Source organism: Mesotoga sp., assembly GCF_035363035.1.
Lineage (GTDB): Bacteria > Thermotogota > Thermotogae > Petrotogales > Kosmotogaceae > Mesotoga.
Map to the genome: position 1 here is coordinate 1 of NZ_DAOSEH010000034.1, position 22,987 is coordinate 22,987.

Annotated in this window: 15 protein-coding genes; 5 read left to right on the forward strand and 10 right to left on the reverse strand. The window is 49.6% G+C overall.

Features of this window, described 5'->3' with window-relative positions:
* Nucleotides 1-555 precede the first annotated feature (555 nt).
* From PKX57_RS06755 to PKX57_RS06765, 3 genes are all read right to left on the reverse strand, one after another.
* Nucleotides 556-1,767, reverse strand: a complete 1,212-nt coding sequence (locus PKX57_RS06755; RefSeq protein ID WP_472416501.1) for a pyridoxal phosphate-dependent aminotransferase — start codon at nucleotides 1,765-1,767, stop codon at nucleotides 556-558.
* Between the two features lie 640 nt (nucleotides 1,768-2,407).
* Nucleotides 2,408-6,205: an InlB B-repeat-containing protein gene (locus PKX57_RS06760; RefSeq protein ID WP_472416503.1), complete on the reverse strand. Its 3,798-nt coding sequence runs from the start codon at nucleotides 6,203-6,205 to the stop codon at nucleotides 2,408-2,410.
* A gap of 126 nt (nucleotides 6,206-6,331) precedes the next feature.
* Nucleotides 6,332-6,898 (reverse strand): InlB B-repeat-containing protein, encoded by a 567-nt coding sequence (locus PKX57_RS06765; protein ID WP_214047584.1) that lies wholly within the window; start codon nucleotides 6,896-6,898, stop codon nucleotides 6,332-6,334.
* Nucleotides 6,899-7,683: 785 nt separating this feature from the next.
* Here PKX57_RS06765 and PKX57_RS06770 point away from each other — a divergent pair.
* The 3 genes from PKX57_RS06770 (at nucleotide 7,684) to PKX57_RS06780 (ending at nucleotide 9,710) form a co-directional block, all read left to right on the forward strand.
* Nucleotides 7,684-8,478 (forward strand): M55 family metallopeptidase, encoded by a 795-nt coding sequence (locus PKX57_RS06770; protein ID WP_213920703.1) that lies wholly within the window; start codon nucleotides 7,684-7,686, stop codon nucleotides 8,476-8,478.
* A 91-nt stretch (nucleotides 8,479-8,569) separates the two neighbouring features.
* Entirely contained in the window at nucleotides 8,570-8,902 is a 333-nt protein-coding gene (locus PKX57_RS06775) for an encapsulin-associated ferritin-like protein (RefSeq protein WP_213920702.1), read from the forward strand.
* Nucleotides 8,903-8,915: 13 nt separating this feature from the next.
* The gene (locus PKX57_RS06780; RefSeq protein WP_213920701.1) at nucleotides 8,916-9,710 is read left to right on the forward strand and encodes a family 1 encapsulin nanocompartment shell protein; all 795 of its coding nucleotides are present in this window, start codon (nucleotides 8,916-8,918) and stop codon (nucleotides 9,708-9,710) included.
* A 59-nt stretch (nucleotides 9,711-9,769) separates the two neighbouring features.
* Here PKX57_RS06780 and ileS read toward each other — a convergent pair whose 3' ends face one another.
* From ileS to PKX57_RS06815, 7 genes are all read right to left on the reverse strand, one after another.
* Nucleotides 9,770-12,928 carry an isoleucine--tRNA ligase gene (ileS, locus tag PKX57_RS06785; protein ID WP_472416505.1) on the reverse strand — a complete coding sequence of 1,053 codons (3,159 nt, stop codon included), beginning with the start codon at nucleotides 12,926-12,928 and terminating at the stop codon, nucleotides 9,770-9,772.
* Between the two features lie 374 nt (nucleotides 12,929-13,302).
* Nucleotides 13,303-14,190: a TIM barrel protein gene (locus PKX57_RS06790; RefSeq protein WP_213920699.1), complete on the reverse strand. Its 888-nt coding sequence runs from the start codon at nucleotides 14,188-14,190 to the stop codon at nucleotides 13,303-13,305.
* 13 nt (nucleotides 14,191-14,203) lie between these two features.
* Nucleotides 14,204-15,136 (reverse strand): TIM barrel protein, encoded by a 933-nt coding sequence (locus PKX57_RS06795; protein WP_213920698.1) that lies wholly within the window; start codon nucleotides 15,134-15,136, stop codon nucleotides 14,204-14,206.
* A complete protein-coding gene (locus tag PKX57_RS06800) occupies nucleotides 15,133-16,161 on the reverse strand; it encodes an ABC transporter permease (RefSeq protein ID WP_472416507.1) in 1,029 nt (342 codons plus the stop codon). Before PKX57_RS06800 ends, PKX57_RS06795 begins: the two co-directional genes overlap by 4 nt.
* A gap of 19 nt (nucleotides 16,162-16,180) precedes the next feature.
* Complete coding sequence (locus tag PKX57_RS06805) at nucleotides 16,181-17,674, reverse strand: sugar ABC transporter ATP-binding protein (RefSeq protein WP_472416509.1); 1,494 nt, start codon at nucleotides 17,672-17,674, stop codon at nucleotides 16,181-16,183.
* Between the two features lie 78 nt (nucleotides 17,675-17,752).
* Nucleotides 17,753-18,760 (reverse strand): substrate-binding domain-containing protein, encoded by a 1,008-nt coding sequence (locus PKX57_RS06810; RefSeq protein ID WP_213920695.1) that lies wholly within the window; start codon nucleotides 18,758-18,760, stop codon nucleotides 17,753-17,755.
* 254 nt (nucleotides 18,761-19,014) lie between these two features.
* Complete coding sequence (locus PKX57_RS06815) at nucleotides 19,015-19,650, reverse strand: Pr6Pr family membrane protein (RefSeq protein WP_213920694.1); 636 nt, start codon at nucleotides 19,648-19,650, stop codon at nucleotides 19,015-19,017.
* Nucleotides 19,651-19,783: 133 nt separating this feature from the next.
* Here PKX57_RS06815 and PKX57_RS06820 point away from each other — a divergent pair, with 133 nt between their 5' ends.
* Nucleotides 19,784-20,629, forward strand: a complete 846-nt coding sequence (locus PKX57_RS06820) for a formylglycine-generating enzyme family protein (protein WP_470745115.1) — start codon at nucleotides 19,784-19,786, stop codon at nucleotides 20,627-20,629.
* A gap of 241 nt (nucleotides 20,630-20,870) precedes the next feature.
* Nucleotides 20,871-22,949 carry a PAS domain S-box protein gene (locus tag PKX57_RS06825; RefSeq protein ID WP_472416511.1) on the forward strand — a complete coding sequence of 693 codons (2,079 nt, stop codon included), beginning with the start codon at nucleotides 20,871-20,873 and terminating at the stop codon, nucleotides 22,947-22,949.
* Nucleotides 22,950-22,987: the final 38 nt, after the last annotated feature.

Here is a 22,987-nt window from a genome sequence, read left to right on the forward strand (position 1 = left end):
CAAAATGGAGTTAACGCGTTTCGAAGAAACGCAAAGCGATGCGACAATAAGCATAACGAACAACGTTCTAAAAAAAGCATCCAGAGAATCCTGCATAGAAACCTCGAAAATGTGGGTCGGGTGATTGAAAGAGAGTCTTTTTGGCAGTGCCTTCCCCGGAAATGTTAAGACCATAACCTTATCAGGCGAGACTTCAGGGAGAAAAACAGGGATCCTGACTAGGAGCTTGTCAGACATGAAGGGAGAGCCTGCCCTGAAATGTTCCTATTCAGGGTTCCTATACTGTCATCCCGGACCCCGATCCGGGATCCACTCCTTAGAAAACCGTGATTCTGAGTCAAGCTCAATGACGTATTAAGTGTGTCCAGCATGACGTAAAGAGAGGAAAGACCGGGATCCTGGCTAAGAGATTGCCAGGATGACTGGAAGGGAGAGCCTACCCTAAGGAATCCCTATTCACTATTTATTCAAAAAGCAGCATATAAGTGAGTTTGGATCTCCGATGCTTTGACTGTTCTCTTCTGAATGTCGGGTGATCAAACACTGCTTTTCTTCTTATTTCCGGTATCTCTCAATAATCTGTATCGTTCGTTCAACTGCCTCCACTGCAAAGTGATGGTCTTGAGAGAAATTGATACGAAAACTATCCGTGAATTTAGGACCAAATTCCGTTCCCGGCGTTACCGTTACACTGGCTAGAATCCTCAGGATTTTCACGAATTTTCCCATGGTAACGGTCAACTCGGGTGTTTTTATAAAGAGATAGCTACCGGCTTCCGCTTTTCTGACTTTGACGCCTTCCACACCGCGGAGTAATGCCAGCAGATCGTCTCGAATCCTCTCGTGCGCTTTGGTCCTCTCTTCAATCCATCCTTCCGGTTCGTTGAACCACGACTTGAGTACCGCTTGAGAATAACCGCCGGCCCGCAGAGAGACGATGGCCTGCAGCTTTTCCATTCGCTTGATGATGTCTTTAGAACCAAAAGCGACTCCCAGCCGATAACCGCTTAAAGACTCTGTCTTGGACGGACCGATTATTGTGATCAGAGTTTCCGGTCGAATCTCCTGGGCACACAGATGCGTATACGCTCTGCCGTCGAATATCTGTCTTGAATTCAGCTGGTCTACAATTAGCGACACACCGTATTTCTGTGCAAGGAAAGCGATAGACCGGACTTCGTCGGGCGAATAGACGACACCCGTAGGGTTGTTTGGATTGGAGAACAGGAAGACCTTAACTCCGTCTTTGAAAGCGTCCTCGAGCCGGTTCAAATCCAGGCCGGCCCGCTTATCGGATTCCAGATAATTCAACTCGACGGGAATCATTTCACCGTCAAAGAATTGCGTCAGTTTTCTGTTGGCGAAATAGTCGGGTTCAACGATTGCAACTTTATCTCCCCGGCCGACCAGTGATCCCATCGCCAGAAAGAGCGCCCCCTGTGTCCCCGGCGTAATGATGAGCTGCGTATCGGCAGAAATCTGGGTGTCGGTGAATGCGGAAAGCTTTTCGGCCAGAGCTTCCCGTATGTCGGTTCTTCCCTTGTATTCCGTATAGGCTTGCTCGCCGCCCGAGTAAACGCCTCTAATAAACGCGTCTAATGACTCAGGGGTCGGTTCAAACGCATCGACGTCCCCATGAGAAAAATCGACCGGTTTTCCGGGGATCTTCTCTCCTACGAGCTGGAGTTCCTCCTCGGCCTGCGTGACTTCCTGTCCGGGAGCGTTATCGACACCGAGTCTTGAGAACTTCGCTTCTAACTGATCCATTATCGCATCGTCCTTCCATCAGAGATTATTTCGCACCTGGCACACTTGTAGATTCCCGACACTTCCGCTTTCTGACCGGTTGCGGCCATCTTTTTTGCTCCTCAATTTTAGCGAAAAGGCAGCATGCAAGCGAGTTTTGATTTCCAATACTTCGACCGTCATCTTTCGGCTCCTCATCGAAGCTCTCTCCGGATGAGGATCGCATAGAAACGCCCAAGCGAGACGGGAGTATCCCCATTTTATCATTTGAGAAATTGAAATCGAAGAGCATCTGCCGCAAATCCGGGGGGGGTAGCAACTCTCGAGAAGAGCCGTCCTTCGTAAGAGCGAGAAGAAAAGAGAGAGAAAGAGAGATAAGTGAGAATTCTCGTCTTCTCGTGAGCGAAGCGAACTCTCGATGTTCCTTCTCTCGCGTTTTTCACTCTCGTCTTCTCATGATAGGAACATTACGTGATGACTGCATGGGAGAACTATACACGAAAAATGGGACAGATGTCAGGAACTCGTCAGTCCCTATTTTCGCTCTCGCTTTCTCGTGAGCGGAGCGAACTCTCGGTGCTCTTTCCCGGCTCTTATCCAGCGTACAGCTCGCATACCGTCATGGCGGAATCCGATCCGTCATCTCCGTAATTTCAATAATCTAGAAACTGAAACTCTTTCCGTTGTTCGGTGTGACGCCGTCCCAAAGGTATCCGGCCGCTTCGAGACTTTGAACGGTTGTTTTGTAGAATCCCGCTTCAAGTGGGGGAGAAATATAGAAATCGGTTGAGAGCCCGACATATCCGAGCAGATCTCTGTAATAGCTGTTATTACGGTAGATAGTTGCCGTTACGTATGCATCGGGTACAGGATAGCCATCGTAGTCCTGGACACTCATTCTCACAATTAGCTGATGCTCCCAACCTATACCGGGTAACTCTCTGTACACTTCGTCATAGTCTATGTAGTTCATCTTCATCAGGACCGCCGAGGGGATTTCTATGTAGGTTATTCTAACTTTTCCGTCGGCACCTTTACCTCCATTTACAGTTCCTCCATTACTTGTTCTATAAGCGCCGCTTCCTCCTCCGCCGGCCTTCTGTCCGTTGTTTGAACCGTTGTAGACAGGCATCCAGCCTCCGGCGCCTCCGCCTTCGTAACCTCCTGCACCACTGGCGTTGCCGTTAGAGTTTTCTCCGTCCTCAGTTGAGCCAGCTCCTCCGCCTCCACCTTTATCTCCATCTCCGCCCCCATACTTCACGTCGCCGACAGAGTCGTCTGTCGATCCTCCGTCACCCGCGTAAGAGCCTGCACTGCCTGTAGGAATATAGGAGCCTCCCTTTCCGCCGGCCGCGACGACGAGATCAGTTCCAAAAACGCTTGACGAGCCGTCGTTTCCGTTCTGGTTTCCCACGCCTCCGTTTCCACCGTCACCGACTACGATGTTATAGGCCGGATCTGTAATGGTCACAACGCTTCTGGCGTAGGCTCCACCGCCCCCACCTCTAGCCGAAGTCGTCGTCCTTCCGGACGATCTGCCTCCTCCGCCTCCTCCACCACCCCAGGCCTCGATAAAAACCTCTGTCTGCCCTTTGTTGCGGAAGAGATATGTCCCAGGTTCTTCGTATGTATCTGTCTTCATCTGCATATCTATCTCGAGCCCCTCTTCTACTTTGAATCTGCCCTCGGAAGATATGGCCGCGGCAGTACTGAAGTGATCGTAAGTGAAGTGAATTCTATACTTGTATATATCGTCCGGTAGGGCGAGTGAGTTCTCGAGATAGTACTCGAGATCTGTGACATCTCTCACTTCGAAGGCGCCTGCAAAGACAAAGTCAACGTTTCTTCCGGTATAGGTTGACCGGTGTCTGAGCCTGAACCAATAACTTCCCGCTAGAAGGTTCGCCGTTCCGGTCTCAGCGTTGCCGTGGTTCAGAGTCGCCACGAGATCTCCTTCTTCCATACTCGCCTTCGAGTAGATCTTGATCTCGAACAGTCCTGTGAGAACCTTTGCGGTAGTCTTGAAGTTCACCGCGTACCTCTTTGCCTGCATGGCGATTTGGAAGTCAAGGTTTTTATTGTTCACGTCAAAATACAATTCGGAGTCCTCGTATCCCTGTTTTGAAGCTTTGAACTCGTAGGATCCACTCTCAAGGGCGATGGACGTTTCGCCGTTCGCGTCCGTGACCAGCGGATCACCCCCCGGGAGGTAATCGTAAAATGGATCGGAAAAATACTTATAAAGCTGTATCGATACACCTGCAAGATTGTTTACTTCCTTGAAGGAGATTGCATAACCTGTGCGTGCGAAGTTCGCGGTAACTGTCGCATCTTCAGAGGGCATCGTGTAGTTGGTTTCCGCTTCGTTTGGAGATTCAACAGAGCCGGCCGTCGCGGTCCAGTTGACGAATTCGAAGTTCTCGGCAGGCAGAGCCGTCAGGTGAACCTTCTGACCCGCTTCATAAGTTCCGGCTCCCTCGACTATTCCGCCCTCTTCGGGACTGGCCTCTGTAAACAGAGAATGACTTGAACCCCAGCCCTCCCAGGCCGGTTGAGGAACGCCGAGCTCCACGACGCACACCTGCGTATCGTTGACCCTTACATACAGCTTTTCAGGATAGTCGTCCAGCGTCTCGCCTTCGCCGTAAGTGAGGGTGATCTCATGCGGCCAGTCGGTAGCATCGAGCTTCGCACCGGTCAGCGCGTACGGCGTTCCCTGCGAGAAAGGGCCTTCTTCTTCTCCATAGCCCCCGACGAACAAGACTCCCGTGTCCGGCCAGATTTCGAGTTCTACGACCTCCGGCGGCAGTTCCGATGCGTCGCCTCTCAGAACGATGTCATAAGAGGCCATGCCCAATCCGTGATAGACAGTGACGGTAACCAGCGAATCGAACAGGTAGCTCCAGCCAAGAAAGTTCGCCTCGATAGTTCTGTCTCCATTCACCAGGATCTCATATATCCTTTCCGTGCTCAACTCCTGGCCGTCCTCGGTCCAGTTGCGAAAGTAATGACACTCTCCCGGCACCGCTTCGGCCTCCAGTGTGCTCCCACAAAGGTGCGTCGCTTCGTATGTTTCTACGGCCGCCGCGCCGTCAACCTTTATCTTTCCGGCGTCTTGAGGGTCGGGATCGATCTTGACAGTGTGCTGGCTTATCGCGAACCTGGCGGTCAGGTCTCTCCCATGATAGACTTCGAAAGCGTAAGGGTTGCTTATACTGACTTGCGTCCCGTTTTCATACCAGCCGACAAAATCGTAGCAATCTGTGGGGAAGGCCTCCAATCTGATTTCTTCTCCATAGCGGTGGTCTCCGGCATAAGGTGCGGTCACTTCATGATTGTCCACGGTAATCGTCCCGGAATTAGAGGGATCGACATCGACAGTTATCTCGAAATAAGACGGCCCGTAATTGGCGTAGATGTCGAACTTCCCGGGGAATTGCGGGACATCGCCGGCCGTCAGATGGTAGAGCAGCGGATCGGCCTCTCCGATCCTGTGAGCCTCTTCCAGGCCCGGATCGTCGTACCAGGCCAGAAAGACGTAATCAACGCCGGGAAAGGCGTCTGCGACAAGGTTGTCGGACACTCCTTCCGCGCAGAAGCTTCCATGATATACGACCGAGCCGGCGTTGATCGCGGGATCTCCCCAGCCCTCGGGAACAGCGTGAAAAGCAACTTCGTATAAATAGACGCGGTCCTTGATGTCGAATCTTCTGCGAGAGCGAGCATCGACCGCGGTCGGGCTTATGAGATCATTTCCGATCGCGACTTCATAGTCCGTCTTTTTGGCGGCTTCAGGAAAGTCGAAATACCTCCAGATATCCTCCACCCTTAGAAGAAAGGCCGCCTCTCCGGCATTCACCGGATCTTCCGCCCTGAGTATCACCCTGCTTATCCTGTATCTGTCTACGGGTGATAGCTCTTCGAGGTAATCGGCAGAGTAGAATACAAAGAGCCTTTCTCCGCCGATATCCGCCGGGCCGAACCATCCCGCGTAAGGATAGACGAGGAAGAAATCTTCATCTACCGGGAACGAGCTCGCCGTTATATAGATACCCGTGCGGCTGTCGACAGAACCCGTTACGAATTCATCTTCAGCGGCTGCTATAGAGACCGATTTTCTGGCGAGCTCTTTGCCGTTCGTATCTCTGGCAACGAGCGTCAGCTCTTTGACGCCACTCTCGACTACTAGATCCTCGACAGTTGCCTGTCCCTTTTCAAGCTTAAAATCGCTTTGAGATACGAATCCGTTCGCAATGATCTCCAGGCTTACCGCGGCGTTGCTCTTCGCGACAGACAGCTCTGCCTTGAATTCATTCTGATTCAACAGCGGCCATTTTGCGACCTGAGTGAACCTGGCATCTATCTTAACCTCTCCCCGGAACTTCAGACAGCCGGATAACAAAAACAACACAAAAACAGCAAATACGAAGAAAGCTATAGTGAGCGCTCTTTTCTTCATGGCATACCGACCTCCCCGTCCAAAAACCGTTTATGGTCTCGGCGATCCAAATCTACTCGACAATCCAAAACAATCCTTTCATCCAAAAGTCTTCTCAAAGGCGCAAAAAAGAAGTGCCAAGAAAATCTAAGGTTTTTGCTCTATGCTAAAAGTGCAATAAGAGACCCTTGTGTTCCCCGCATATGCCAGAATCGTCGTTTCCTCTACGCCGGGATTGGTGTAGAACTCGGAGAATCGTATCCAGCCCGTCTCGTCTGGAAAGACCTCGCTCTTTGGGAAGGAGATTTCGTCTCTGTCTTGGAAGTCGATTTTTGTCACTCTTCCATTAACTTTGATTTTCACATCGTACTTGCAGCCGGCTATATTCGAACCCAACAAAAGAAAATCGACTTCTAGAAAGGCCTTTTCAAATTTCGCCGCCAGATTTTGGCTTTTCTGTATGGCGAAGGCATACTCACGGTCTAAGCTGACCAGAGAGTCGTTCTCTACGTCATACCAACCGATAAACATGAAGCACTCGGTCGCGTCTGCGGTTATTGTTATATAGTCACCCTTCAGATATACTCCCGTCCCAGCTACGGTTCCGCCGCCCTGAGGGATCGCAGACAACGTCAACACAACCGGCTTTATAAGGCAGGAAGTCAGCATAGTAAGGAGATACAGCAAGAAGATCACAATCAGTACTTTTCGCATCCAGATTCCCTCCACTCGACGATCTTTCAGAAGCGGAGAATTCCAATCCGGCTATACTCCAAGTTACGAAAATGTGCGATTGGAAAGACATCCCTGGTACTCGGTAATTTCAAGTATTCAAACCAACGACTGTATATTTTAGATGAGATATTATATCATTTCACTTGCAAAATACAAAGCCTCTTCTAAACCTGACAATGCAAGAAAACGACCTGAAGGGAATAAGACTGTCATCCAGTAGTGTTCCTAACAAGAACGGTTGTTGGTGGTGCGTTGTTTGTTGCTGGTAAGAGCCGAAAAAGAACGTCGAGAGTTCGCTCCGCTCACGAGAAAGCGAGAATTCTCACATCTCTCTCTTTCTCTCTTCTCTCTCTCCTCTTGTTTGTACTTCATGCTTTTCATTTTCTTCTTCTCTGGTAAATAGAAACAAACGTCAAAACTTTCCTGGATATGTCGACTCCTGCATACAACATGAGGGTTCCTCCTTTCACAACCTCGTACAAGGTGCGGTCTTTTCGACCATTACTCTCAATTGTGTTAAGAAGGGTGCCCAACCTGGCACACAGGCTCTAAGCCTAAGGATGACGACTGGCTACTCCCTCTACCCTCATTCTATACTCTCTCTCTCTTATGACAATACACGAGAATGATGCATTAAGTGAGTCCGTCATTATGGGAAGTAAAGGACCGGGCAATTGGTGTCAGCGCTATTTTTACGACAGACAGGTATTATATAATTCAAATAGCCAACTATCCGGGAAAATAGAATACAAGGGGGTCTTTTCATGAAGGTATTTATTAGTGCAGACATCGAAGGAACGGCCGGGATAGCTTCCTGGGATGAAACAAATAAGGGTCACGCCGATTACACGTACTTCTCAAGGCAGATGACGGCCGAAGTGAAGGCCGCAATAAGCGGGGCTATGAAGGCTGGCGCCTCGGAGATATTAATAAAAGACGCTCACGGTAGCGCCAGGAACATCGACCCGTCGGTACTTCCCGATAGCGTAAGGATAATCAGGGGTTGGGCCCGAGATCCTTTCATGATGATGCAGGGAATAGACGGCTCCTTCGACGCCGTCGTTTTCACCGGCTACCATTCGCCGTCCGGGAGAGGACTAAACCCTCTTTCGCACACGATGACGGGAGATATCTTCTCTTTGAAAATCAATGGGGAACTGGTGAGCGAATTTCTCATGAACGCTATGTCGGCAGCATATTATAAGGTTCCAGTCGTCTTTCTGAGCGGAGATTCGGGGATTGCAAAGATCGCCCGTGATAAAGTTCCAGATATAGAGACGGTCGTAACTAACACCGGAAGCGGTTCGTCGGTCGATTCAATCCATCCTGCGAAGGTCGTCAAAATGATCGAAGAGGGCGTCTCTAGAGCGCTTTCAACCGGCTCCATAAAGCCGATTGTTCTTCCGGAAAAGTTCGAAGTAGAGGTCGTGTATGTAGAACACACACAGGCCCACAGATTATCCTTCTTCCCAGGGGTCGAGAAAGTAGATGACAGAACGCTAACCTTTACCGAGAGTGACTACTTCGAGGTGTTGAGGAAGCTACTGTTCTTACTGTAGCTGAAACGGTGCTTTTATAGCTTAAACCCGAATGTGTTCTGTCCAGTCATACAATGGTAAGGCTCACCGAATTTAGAAAAGGAGGTTCTTTATGAGCAACTATCATGAACCGTACGAAGCGCTTAATGAAAAGGCGAGGAATATCTCCAGGGCTTTGAACAGCCTCAAGGAGGAAATCGAAGCCATAGACTGGTACAACCAGAGAGTCGAGGCTTCGTCTGACCCTGAGCTGAAGGCTATAATGGCCCACAACCGTGACGAGGAGATCGAGCACGCCTGCATGGCCCTCGAATGGCTCAGGAGAAACATGAACGGCTGGGACGAAGAGCTCAGGACTTATCTCTTCACTTCCGTACCGGTTACGGAGGCAGAAGAGACCGGCGAGTCGGCGGGTAATGGCCGGTTGAAAATAGGAAAGCTATAAGGAGGGAATGAGCGTGGATATATTCAAAAGACAGCTCGCTCCGCTTTCGGGCGAGGCATGGAAAGAAGTCAACGACAGGGCCGGCCAGGTTCTGAAGAACTATCTTTCAGCCAGAAAGGTGGTTAACGTCGTGGGACCGAAGGGCTGGGAATATTCCTTCCTGCCCGAGGGAAGGCTCGATTTGATCGAAACGGGGAGCGAAGTTGGCGCCGGTCTCAGGAAGTCAAAACCTCTGGTGGAATTACGAGTCCCTTTCAGATTGAACCGCTGGGAACTGGATAACATAGACAGGGGAACGGCCGATCCTGATCTCGGACCGCTTGAAGAGGCCGCCAGAAAGATAGCACTTTTCGAAGAGAACACAATATACAATGGTTTCGAAGCCGGCATGATAAAGGGTCTCGTTAGGGAGGCCAGAACCGAGCCTGTATCGCTGGGCAAAAAACCCGAAGAGATAGTGAAGTCGCTTGCCAGGGCCGTTCATAAACTGAAGGACAACTTCGCCGACGGGCCCTTCGCTCTGGTTGTGAACCCCGAAACACTTGCGATGCTCAACTCCCACGTACAGGGTTACCCTCTCGTCAAACGTATCGAATCCTTGCTGGGAACGGACATAGTCGTGAGCAGGGTCCTCCAGGGTGGTCTGCTTCTTCCCAAAGATCATGATGACCTGGAAATGGTAATCGGCGGAGACTTCGAAATTGGCTATCACGGCCACACCGATGAAGAAGTGGAACTATTCATAGCTGAATCTTTCACTTTCAGAGTGCTCGATCCGAACATCATCGTGAATATAATCGTCAACTGATAAAAAAACCGGGGGAAAAGCTCCCCCGGCTTTTTTATTGCCTAAAGCTAAGAGAATCTCTATATCGATCCCTTCGCGATTCTCTCGACCTTTATCACTGTGTCGTAACCGTTCAGATTCCATTCTGTTCCGCCCTGGACTCCGTCACCTGGAGTGAGACTATCAGCGAGAGTTTCTTCCTTCACGTAAGACTCGAAGACCATTATAGCCCTGACCACATCTTCGGGTCCAGAGTAGAAAACCCTTATCCTGTCTGTTATTTTGAAGTCGGCGTCCTTTCGCATCGTCTGTATCTTGGAGACCATCTCCCTGGCCAGTCCCTCCTGCAATAAATCCGGCGTCAATTCCGTGTCGAGTATGACGAAATTGTCGGCGCTCATTTCGAAGGTGAATCCTGCCAGTTCCTGTATCCTTATATCCAGATCATCTTCCATCAGCTCGAAACTGTTTCCGCCGATTTCGAGGAGGAGTTTTCCCTCTCGCTTGAGCGATGAGACGATTTCGGCCGCTTCCTGGGCCTTCAGCGCCGCACCTATCGCCTTGAGGTCTTTGCCGAATTTCGGACCCATTACCCTGAAGTTGGGTTTCACTTCGTATTTCACGTACTTGCCCAGGTCTTCTATGTACTCAATCTTCTTAACGTTGATCTCTTCTAGTATGAGTTCCCTCATTGACTCCACGGTGGGTTTGATGCCACCGTCGACAAGGATCTTGGGGAGCGGCTGTCTAACCTTTATCTGCACCTTGTTCCGGCAGGCTCTTCCGAGGGTAACCAGGTCCATGACCGTCGCCATTCTCTTCTCCAGGTCCAGCTCGATTAGAGATTTATCCGTTTCAGGATAGAACTGTAGATGGATCGATCCTTCCTTTCCGTGAGTAAGGTTTCTGTATATCTCCTCGGCAGTGAAGGGCGCTATCGGTGCCATAAGCCTGGCCACGGTGAGAAGAATCTCGTACAGCGTCAGGTAGGCCCCCTTCTTGCTCGAGTCGAGTTCGCTCGTCCAGTACCTGTCTCTGGTTCTTCGAACGTACCAGTTCGAAACCTCCTCGACGACGAAGTCCTGTATCGCCCTGACGGCTTTGGTGAGATCGTAACCGTTCAAAAAGCCTGTTACCTGACCTATAAGTGTGTTGAGCCGGGAAATGACCCAGCGGTCTATCTCTTCCCTCCCCTTCACGGGTAGCTCGAAATCGACCGGGTCGACACCGTCTATGTTCGCGTACATGGTGAAGAAGGCGTAAACGCTCTGTAGGGTGCCGAAGAACTTGCTGTAGGTATCCTTGACACCCTCTTCATCGAATTTGGTGGGTACCCATGGCGGCGAGACAGCCAGCAGATACCATCTGAGCGTATCAGCACCGTACTTCTCGATTATCTCCCACGGATCGACCGTGTTGCCCTTCGATTTAGACATCTTCTGACCGCTCTTGTCGAGCACCAGGTTATTAACCAGCACGTTTTTGTAGGGCGACTGGTCGAAGAGAAAGGCCGAGATCGACATTAGAGAGTAGAACCAGCCTCTGGTCTGGTCTATGCCTTCGCAGATGAAATCGGCCGGGAAAAGCTTTTCCATAAACTCCTCTCTGTTTTCGAAGGGATAGTGGTGCTGGGCGACCGGCATCGCACCGGAGTCGAACCAGCAGTCTATGACCTCGGGAGTCCTGCCCATCGTTCCTCCACACTCGCAGCGAAGATGCACGTCATCGACGTACGGTCTGTGGAGCTCTATGTCCGGCGTTATCTCCTCGATAGCCTTCTCGACGAGCTCCTGTCTTGAACCTACCGAGGCAAGCGAGCCGCAGCTTTCGCATTTCCATACGTTCAACGGCGTTCCCCAGTATCTGTCTCTCGAGAGCGCCCAGTCAACCATGTTTTCGAGCCAGTTGCCGAAGCGCCCCTCGCCGACGAACTTTGGATACCAGTTAACCGTGTTGTTTATCTCTATCAGTCTATCTTTGTAGGCAGTTGTCTTTATATACCAGGATTTTCTGGCGTAGTAAAGCAGTGGCGTATCGCAACGCCAGCAGAAAGGGTAGGAGTGAGTCAACCTGTCCTTCTTGAAGAGGAGGTCTCTGTCCTTGAGGTAACGAATAATCTGCGGGTCGGCATCTCTGACGAACATCCCCGCCCATGGCGTTACTTCTTTTGTGATCTTCCCTTCTCTATCGACCAGCTGGAGCATCGGCAGATCGAACTTCTTTCCCAGTATATTGTCGTCCTCGCCGAAGGCTGGCGCCATATGGACGATGCCGGAACCGTCTTCAAGCGAGACGAAATCGCCGAGTACCACATAGAAGGCTTTCTTATCGACCTTTCCATAAGGAATAAGCTGCTCGTATTCCATCTTAAAGAGCTCTCTGCCTTTCATCTCTCCAACGATACTGTAATGCTCCTCGCTTCCGAGAAGGGTGGCCAGTCTCTCCCTTACAAGGTAGTAATACTCCCTCTCGCCAGTGTCGAGTGTAACTTCGACCTTTACATAGTTGAAATCAGGGTTTACGGCCAGCGCAACGTTGGAAGGCAGCGTCCAGGGAGTGGTCGTCCAGACCAGGAAGTATTCGTTGTCTTTGCCCTTCAGTTTGAACTTGACGTATATCGAATCTATTGTCTCGTCCCTGTAGCCCTGCGCCACTTCGTGAGAGGCCAGAGGCGTGCCGCATCTGGGGCAGTAGGGCATTATCTTGTGCCCCTCGTATATGAAGCCGGCATCGAAGTACTGCTTGAGAATCCACCATACCGATTCGATGTAGTCATCGTTGAGCGTGATATAGGGATGTTCCATATCTATCCAGTAACCAATGCGCTCGGTCATCTTCTTCCACTGGCTCTCGTACTTCCATACCGATTCCTTGCACTTATGGTTGAACTTCTCGATGCCGTAGTCCTCAATCTCCTGCTTCGACGAAAAGCCGAGTTGCTTCTCGACTTCGATCTCTACAGGGAGACCGTGAGTGTCCCAGCCGGCTTTCCTCTTCACCTGGTATCCTTGCATAGTCTTGAAACGACATATGCAGTCTTTCAGAGTTCTGGAAATAACGTGGTGAATACCGGGCTTCCCGTTTGCCGTTGGCGGCCCTTCGAAAAAGACGAACTCCGGATATCCCTCCCTCTCGTTCACGCTCCTCTCCGGGAGTGCATTTTCGCGCCAGTAAGAGAGAATCTCCTCCTCCCTCTTGGCAGCGGGACGTTTCAGGTCCACATCTTTAAACCCCGACATAATAAGTCTCCTCCTGTCCTTATATATTTCAAAATCCGATGATTCAATTATGAACGTTGCTCTTGAGGTTTTCATTAAGGGAAAAGTAACATGCGGTGCGCGAGAGAAAAGACCGGACATGATCGCGGTCTGTGAAGGAAAATTCAGATTATAATCCCCGGTTCAGTCTTTGCGGCCGTCACGGTTACATCTCCTCCTGGCTCTCTCGACTCGATGTATAAATAATACAATACATTGGCACTTTGTCAAGCCGACAACAACCGTGAAGAGCAAAAGAGTCGTCCAAGGTACTTGGAAAAAGCGTCAATTATCCCAAATCGTGTACCCATCCTTCGAAAAAGCACGATGGTTACTAGTGAGAAATACAAGATCGTTCAATCGCAGGACTCAGGCTCCTTCTCCTCGGGAATTCCCAGCTCTTTCAACGTCGCCCGTACCCAGGCAAGTGAGTTTTCTATCAGAGGTCCGCCCATGCCTTCGCATTCCATGCTTATGTAGCCGTCGTATCCGTGCTCTTTGAGCAGTCGAAGTATAGTTTTTATGTTTCCGGCGTTCACCCCGTCTCCGATGGCCGAGTGGCTTATCCCAATTCCCGTATCCTTTCCTCTCATAGCAGCCGCCAGACTCTCAGATACATCTTTGATATGTACGTGCCTTATCTTCCCGATGAAACGTTTACAGAATTCCACAGGATCGTTGCCTGCGATGAAGCTGTTTCCCGTATCCAGGTTTAGTCCCAGGCGGTCACTATCGACGAAATCGAGCATCAATTCGAGGAGGTCAGGGTTGGTAGTGAAGTAGCCGTGGACTTCTATATTTATGTTGATTCCGTAGAGCTCGGCCGTCTCGACGATGGTACCGTATGCCCTTCTCATAAGTTCGAGAGCTTCACCGTCGCTTAAGCCGGCCGGTTTTTTCAGTCCGTCGGTCGTGGCGATGTTGGGACAGCCGGCGATTTTAGCCCATGGCAAGGACTTCAATACGTACGGAACGCCGTAATACAAACCATCATTGCCCGAGAGCGGGAAGGCCGAATCGATTTGTGAAAGCGAAACACCGTAGCTCTCCATCTTTTTTCGCATCTTCATCGGGTCTTCCGCGAGCGACACGTGTGGAAAATAACCCAGACCGTGAATCCATGAGACACCGTCTATCACTCCTGGTTCAATGAAGTGTACATCGTTCTTTTCTGCCCATTGGAGAGCCTTTTCGAAGTTGAATACTGCCGAGTTGAAAGCATCTGTGTGGAAGCTTATCTTCATTGCTGTTCCCCCTTTAAAGTGATCTTACTATCTCTTCCCTTTCACGGAAGTAACTCACTGAATCGCTAACCAGCTTCTCCATAACATCTACATTACATGGCTGTGTGGACAATACATAAGGGTCGGGGTACGGTCCGAGCGGTTCGAAGGTAAGAAATCTACCGGGTCTATTCATGCCTACCAGATAAGAGGCCATTATGACCGTGTCAATATCTATCATTCCCTTTCCCGGTGCATCCCTGTTGCTGTCGGCGATGTGGAGGTTCACCAGCCTATTGCCACATTCGAGGATGGCACGGCCAATGTGCCTTTCCTCGTTGAGCATATGATATATGTCACCGTTAAGATGCGCGATGGCAGGCTCATCGACTGAAGCGATATAGTCTATGGCCTCGCCCGTGGTGTGGACGATGCTAACCTCGGCGGAACGTATAGGCTCTATGGCGGCAGCCACTCGACGCGCAGAGAAGGCTTTAGCGCAAGTTTTTAGGTTCTTCGCACTCCGCTCTAATTCCTGTGAATCTATGGCTTCCGGCCTTCCCACGGCGCCGGGTACGACTATCATGTATTTTCCGCCGAACTTTGAGAGGAAGTCGATCTCTCCGAATATATATTCGATCGCCCTTTTGGAGATATCTACATCGGGGCTGGAGAGATCTCTCTCCGGCGAGAAGAGACCGCAGACACCAGAAATAGCCATGTCGTACCTCTCGAGTGCCGACCTCACCTTTTCGACTTCCATCGAAACGTCGCCTTTGAGCTCCACAAAGTCCAGTCTGTTTCTCTTAAGCCTCTCCAGAGAGTTCTCGATGGGTTCAAGACCGAACATCCAGACGCTCCATGATAGGTCGATTCTTCTGGTGAACCTTTCCGATTCCCGGTGTTTTTCTTTCAAATAAAGTTCGCGGATTCTGTCGTTCTCGATCTCGAAGTTTTGTCTTTTCACCGCTCCTCATCCTTTCTTTCGGAGGAAGTTCTTATCTTTCCGCGCTTCCTGTAAGTGCTGAGCACGCTGATTGCCAGCGAGGCTATTATGAGAACACCGAAGGTGACGGTCTGAAAGTAGGGATTGACCCTGAGCATGTTTAACGAGTTGGATATTAAACCCATGAGAAGCACACCGAAGAAGGTTCCGATTATCCTACCCTTCCCACCTGAAAGCGGCGTTCCGCCGATGACGACCGCTCCGATCGCCTTTAGCTCGATCCCGCTACCTGTTGAAGGCTGTGCCGCACCGATTCTTGAAAGCAGCACCATGGAGGCTATACCTATAAAGATCCCGTTCAAGAGGAAAGCCATAAGTTTGGACCTGTTCACAGAGATTCCAGATAGGTAGGCGGCCGAAGGGTTGCTTCCGACGGCGTAAGTCCGCCTGCCCAATTTGGTGTACGAGAGGAGGAAGTGAACGATTATATAAGCCCCTATACTGATTATGAAACTAAAAGGAAGGATCTGCCAGAGACGTGCAGTTCCGATGAACTCGAACTGTCCGTATATAGTCTGGAAAGAGCCTTTGGTTATTGCCAGGGCTACACCCTGGAAAACACTGGTGAAGGCGAGAGAAGTTATAAAGGACGGAGCCTTGAAAGCTCTTGCCGTTATACCCACAAGCAAACTGTTAAAAACGGCCAGCGCGATTCCCACGATAACCGGAAGCAGATAGCCGTTGCTGCTCTTTATCATCATGGCCATCACACAAGAAGAGAGTCCGATGTTGGCTCCGACCGATATATCTATCTCCCCGGAGATTATCAAGAGCGTCATGCCCGAGGAGACTATTCCAAGAACCGCTATCTGCTCGAGTATGTTCATGATGTTGCTGGTTGTAAAGAACCTGGGGTTGACTATTCCGGTTATGACCGCGATAATAATCTCCGCCACTAGAAGGAAAAACCACTGGCTTCTAAGTATCGAACTCCTCCTTCTCGAAAGTACTTTTTTTGTCTCTTGAGAAGCCTCCGTACTATTCATTGCAATTACCTCCCAAACTTCATTGTACTCCTATGAAGCGCTTGATAAGATCCTCTTCCTTTATCCCTGTATTGTCAAGTATCTCCACGAGCCGGCCATAGCGCATGACACCGATCCTGTCGCTCATCGAAAGAAGTTCTGGCATGTCGGAAGAGATCATGATTATGCTCTTCCCCCTTTTTGCCAGTCCGGTCATCAACTCGTAGATCTGCTCTTTGGCACCAATATCTACTCCTTTGGTGGGTTCATCGAAGATATAGACGAGCGAGTCATCGATCAGCCAGCGTCCTATAATTATTTTTTGCTGGTTTCCGCCCGAGAGTTCCTCAATCTTTTGCGATTCATCTTGAACGGTCACCGATAGATTGTTGACGATTTCGTTCGTTAGATTTCTCTCCTCACGGTTTTTAAGCAAAAAACCCTTGAAGTTCTCACTGTGGACCAGTGATGAGTTTTCGACGATATCACGGCCGTTGAGCATAGCCAGCTTTTTGCGGTCTTCGGTTATCAGTGCGATCCCCTTTCTGATGGCATCCCCAGGTGATTTGATTCTGAGCTTTCTTCCATTCAAAACCACTTCGCCTCTGTCGGGCCTCTCGGCACCAAAGATCAGAGATACCAGTTCACTGCGGCCAGAACCCACCAGACCGCCCAGTCCGAAGATCTCACCACGCCTCACAGATAAGGTAACATCTTCCACAATACCGGTTTTGCCAAAATCTCTAATCTCAAGCTGCGCATCTCCTATCTCGACGGAGTTTCTCTTATAGAAAAGCGAAGCGTCGCGTCCGACCATCTTTCTTATGACTTCATCGACCTTTATATCGGCAACGTTATAGGTTCCCATGTCTACGCCATCCTTGAGGATCGTTACACGGTCTCCTATCTCGAAGATCTCCTCGAGATAGTGGGATATATATATTATCCCGATACCCCTCTGTCTGAGTTTTCTGATAATGTCCATCAACGCCTGAGTTTCATCTATCCCAAGTGAACTGGTCGGTTCATCCATAATCAGCACTTTGGAGTCCCTGTAGAGGGCCTTGACGATTTGGAGCATCTGCTTCTGGGAAGCCGATAGCTCATCCACCAGAACATTCACCGGGAGGTTCATCTTCAGGGTGTCGATGATCTCCCCAACTCTTTTCTCCTGTCCGTGGCTGTCAACGATCAGCGGAAATCTGCCGGCCTTTTCGTCACCAAGAAACACGTTATCGGCCACCGTTAAGGAATCTACAAGCTCGGCGTCCTGATATATAGTTGAGATACCAAGCTCTATCGACTGTCTGGGGTTGAGAGAGCCGACGGTCTTTCCTCCGATGAATATATCCCCTGCTTCGGGAGAAATGGCGCCCGAAAGGATCTTTATGAGAGTCGATTTTCCGGCTCCATTCTCACCGACCAGACAGTGCACCTCGCCTTCCATAAGGTCGAAAGAAACGCTGTCCAGCGCTCTGTGATGGCCGTATATCTTGACCAGGTTATCCATTTTGACGAGTTCTTTCCGCTCCATGATATTCTCTTCCCCTCACAAAAATATGAACAAAACGGGGATGAAGGTCTGTCCCTACATCCCCATAACATCTCACTCTCAGTAGAGAGAATTGTATTGCGGGAAGTATTCTCTGGTCAGTTCGATCCAGACGGGATCGATGTCCCATGGAACGACCTTCGTTTTGTCATCGATCGTTTCGGGCGTTATCGGAGTGTTCGGCAGCAGGATCTGCTGATCGTGTTCCTTTATCAAGCCCTGTGTATATGCGTGGAGCGCGAGGAAGGAAACGAACCCTTCCCAGCCTGGCGAGGTGGAGATCGAGTACATTATACTGCCTTCCTTTATCAGTTCGATACCGTACGGGGCACCGTTGGTGGTTATGACCTTGATCGGATTGTTGAGTAGACCTCTTGTCTTGAGCATTCTGACTATTGCTGCGGCCATCTCCTCGTTGAAGCTGAAGAGTATGGAGAAATCGTAACCGGATTCTATCAGGTCCTGGGCCTGGTCGACGGCAACGGTCGGGGTGTACTTTCCGTCTCTTATCGCCACAATCGTGTTCACTCCAAGCTTTTCGACTTCCGGTTCAAAGGTACCACGGAACATCTGGACCGGGACGTGTTCGAAGAGCCCCATTATACAGGCTATCTTCTCTCCCGGGTAGTTCTTGGCAATGTGGTTCGCTACGTTGATACCCATACCCTCCCAGTCGAAATCGATACAGGCCACTATGTCGTGCTCAGACTGGAGAACCTGCCCAACGTTGTCGGTAACAACCAGCGGAATTCCAGCCATGCCGGCCTCTCTGGCGGCTATGAAAGCGCCGTTCGGATTGAAAGAGAAGACACACATACCATCAACACCCATGTTGACCAGAGTGTTGATATTGGCGATCTCCTTCTCGGTATCGTAGTCGGAGTTCAGTACAACGACTTCTACACCCACCAGACTCGCCGCGTACTGGAAGCCCTCTACATCCTTTCTGTACCACGTATCCGGACCGGGTGTCACATATCCATAGGTGAGTTTGGCATAAAGTGTGGTCCCACCCATGAAGATCATGACCAGCAGTACCAGAAGTACGGGAACTCTGACTTTCTTCACAGCGATTACCTCCTTTTGATGATCTACAGGGAACAAAACGATGGAGCAGTACTATTGCTGAGATATTTCGGCATTCATAAGAATTATACCAACTTGTCAGTCAGATAAGCTCATCTACCCGGTGGTACTCTATTGTCTTATCAGCCAACTATGGCTATTCAGGAGCCTCCATTTGTAATATCCTGAGATTCTCAGGCCGTTGCTCGTAAATCCGACTCCTAATTGTTTTCCGCAATCAAAAATAAGATGCGCTGTCATTCACCGATCTTTAGCTTTCTGCTAGACAGCTTTTTGAGAAAGATAAGTAGATAACCGGCCACCACGAAGAGCGATGCAATGACTATTATGAACAGCAATAGATTCCAGACGGATCCTATCCCCGATGGATACGGCGCTCCGGGATTGAGAAACCAGTAGGGATAAAAACCCGTCATCATTCCCCTGACGATCGAAACCAACGCGTAGAAAAGCGGATAAAGTGCCCAGACGAGAGGATAGAAAGATCTGTAACGTACTTTCTTCTCAAAGAAGATCCAGTAAATCAACATCATAAGCGGGGTTACGTAATGGAGCAATATGTTGGCCAAAAGTGCCAGTCCCGAAGGTTTATAAAAAGTCGAAAGGAGGAAGTGATAAATTACCGCCGTCACCATTATCCACAGAGTGACTCCTCCGGTGAGTATTCTGAGGATCTTGCAATCTCCGGCTCTCCTTGAATCGACCGCGATTTCCAGAGCAATAACGATCGCTACGAAGAGGTTCGTCTGTATTGTGTAATAGCTGAATATATTCAGGGCACCGCAGACATTCCCGACCAAGAACAGCTGCAGAAGTATTCCCGATAGCGCCGAAACAAAAAGCGACCAGCGAAAAATGGAAGTGATTCTCATACGGCTCCTTTCTTGCACGTAATAATAATGATTCTACACTTTACAGAAGAGGCTTGCCAACTCTGCCGTTCCGGCAAACCGGATGATATATTAGTATTGTTTAACCACATTCATTATGGACGGAGGGAAGGATTTGAAAAGAAATCCCGCATTGAGAATATCGTTATTGCTTATAGCCTTTCTACTAACTTCGGTCTGGCTCTTTGCCACCGAACCTGAAATAGGTGAAATGGTGCTGGTCGAGAGGGGTACCTTCATTATGGGAGATGCTTCTGAGAACGCCGAGCATGGTGAAAGACCTGCACACGTGGTGACGCTCACTTACGACTTTTTTATCGGTAAGTACGAAGTAACTTTCGATCAATATGATGTCTTTTGCGACGCCACCGGCAGGAGCAGGTCTGGAGACAGAGATTGGGGTAGGGGTCTCATGCCGGCAATAAATGTCAGTTGGTGGGACGCAATAGCTTACTGTAATTGGCTAAGCGAAAACGAAGAATTGCCACTGGCTTACGATATCAATGGCAATTTTCTCGATACAGATGGGAACATCACTTTTGATCCCTCTTCGGTGGCGGGCTACAGATTGCCAACCGAAGCCGAGTGGGAGTTCGCCGCGCGAGGGGGAAACGAGAGTCACAACTACGCCAGAGCAGGTGGCAACAACGTTGAAAACGTAGCTTGGTACAAATTGAACGCTTCGAGCAAGACCCATGAAGTCGGGGGAAAAGCGCCGAACGAACTCGGCCTTTACGATATGAGCGGAAACGTCTGGGAATGGGTGAGCGACCGGTACGGACTGTACGGCGAGGCACCGCTGACAAACCCCTTCAACGGAACGGAAGGTACCTTAAGAGTCAACCGCGGGGGTAGCTGGATCGATTGCCAGATGGGTGTTCGGATAATCTGCCGTGGAAGCAGCCTGCCAACATACGCCAACGTCAACGTTGGATTTAGAATAGCCAGAACGGAGCGATAAAAGCCATTTTCAATTACCATATGAGAGAAAACGAAGCAGTCGCCTCTTATATTTCTTGTCGTCTTCTTGGATGAGATAATATTATAAATAAATGAAGCATATACGAACTTATTAAACCGTTATTGTTTTATCCGTTTTAGTTGATAAGATATAAGTGCAGTGGTTCTTGAATTGAGGTGTTCAATACAGGTTTATTGTCCTTTACGAAAGTGGCGGAAGACATCGAACCAAAATTACAGCTATGGGAACCTCAGGCGAACACCGCAAAACTAAAGGTCTGGGAGATGAGATGATAGCCCTTAAGGAATTGACGGATTCCATTGGCGATGTTTTTTACATAATCGATATGAAGGCACATCTGATTTACGTGAATGGCAATACCGAAGATATGTACGGCTATTCGGTTGGCGAGATGCTGGCCCTATCTTTTCAGGAAATTGATATGAGCACCGTTGAGAGATTCCAGAGAAACTGTGAAAACGCTACAATCGGAAAGTCCTATTCTATCGAGACGATGCACCGCAGGAAAGATGGTACGCTCTTCCCGGTACGGCTTAATTTAACACTCATTGAAAAGGGAAGCGAAAGGCTCCTGGTAGGCCTGGCGAGCGATCTCTCCACCAGAAAGAATGGCGAAGCGGAAGCTGCAAAGATATCGAGAACTCTTCCAGAATTTGAAGATGATTTCGAACCGCCCGAATTGGAAGACCTGATAGACTTCCAGTCTATACATTCGTTGATGGATGATTTCTACAAGCTCACGAAAATTACTATCTCGATAATAGACAACCATGGAAAAAGCCTGGTTGCCACCGGCGGACGCAGTATCTGCTCCATTTTGGACTGCGTGGATCTCCAAACACCCCGCAACTGCATGATCGACTATCTAAAGATGGCCGAGAACGTTGAAGCCGGTGCCTTCAGGTTGTACAAATGCGCGAACAATATGTGGCAGATGGTAACGCCCATCTTTGCAGGCGACATACGTCTTGGAAGCATCTATCTCGGTCAGTTCTTCATGGAGGGCGAAGAGATAGACTACGAATTTTACCGTCGTCAGGCCAAAGAGCGTGGCTTCGATGAAGAGAAGTGTTTGGAGGCAATCGAAGGCCTGCCAAGATTGAAAGTTGAAACGGTAGATACCATAACAAGCTTTTATTCGAAGTTTGCAAATATAGTGGCTGTTCGAAGTCTCTCTAGCATGGAACTCACACGTACAACCGCACAGAGAGACAGGCTCAACAAGACTGTAATCGATAATGAAAAGAGATATGCACTCTTTGTAGAGCATACCGACGATCTGGTCCTTATGATCAACTCCGACGGAATACTGACTTATGTATCGCCGGCCGGTGAAAGGCTTTTCGGTTACGCGATGGAGAATCTTATAGGCCATTTGTACGGGGAGTTCATTCATCCCGATGACCTAAAAATTGTCATGGATGCTCTGGGGAGATCATTCAACGAGGGCCCCCACCATACCACATCCACACTTGAATTCAGGATTCGCCATGCGGACGGGAGCTGGGAGTGGCTTTCGGCAAGCGGCTATGTAACCAAAGACTGTGAAGACTGCCCCAGTTATTTCATAGGCATCGCCAGGGACATAACCGGAAGAAAAAACACCGAAGAGGCATTGAAACGGTCCGAGGAAGAGAAATCCTTGATACTCAACGCAACCAAAGAAACTATAGTTTATTACGACAGAGATCTCAGAATAAACTGGATCAACAGAGCTATGGCGAAGCGTTTGGGCATGGAGGTCGGCGACCTGATAGGAAAAAAGTGCTTCACAATCTGGAAAGCCGGTGAGAAGTGCAACGACTGCATACTGGAAAGGGTAATCAAAAGCCGTGAGCAGAAAAAAATGGAACTCACCAACGAAATGGGCGAGTTCTGGCTTGTGCGGGCCTATCCAGTTATGGGGACGGACGGAGAGGTATCGGGCGTTGTGGAAGTCAGCGAGGACATCACCGAAAGAAAGCGGGCTTCCAAAAAGCTGGAGGCAGCCTTCGACGCATTGGTCCGCACCGCGTCTGATATAGTGAGCGCAAGAGATCCCTACACAGCCGACCATCAGAGAAACGTAAGCAAACTCGCGGTGGCGATGGGTAGGGAAATGGGACTGAATGACGAGATCTGCGAATCCATAAGGGTAGCCGGCTTGCTTCACGATATAGGCAAAATAACCGTTCCAACGGAGCTTTTGACCAGACTGGGAAAACTTAACGAAATAGAATTCGACCTTATAACTCACGAAGTGCGTGAAAGTAACGGAGAAATGAATCAGAGAGGCAAGACAAAGGAAAAAGGTCATTGAAAAAGGAATAGAGAAGGGAAGAATAGAAAACCGGACGC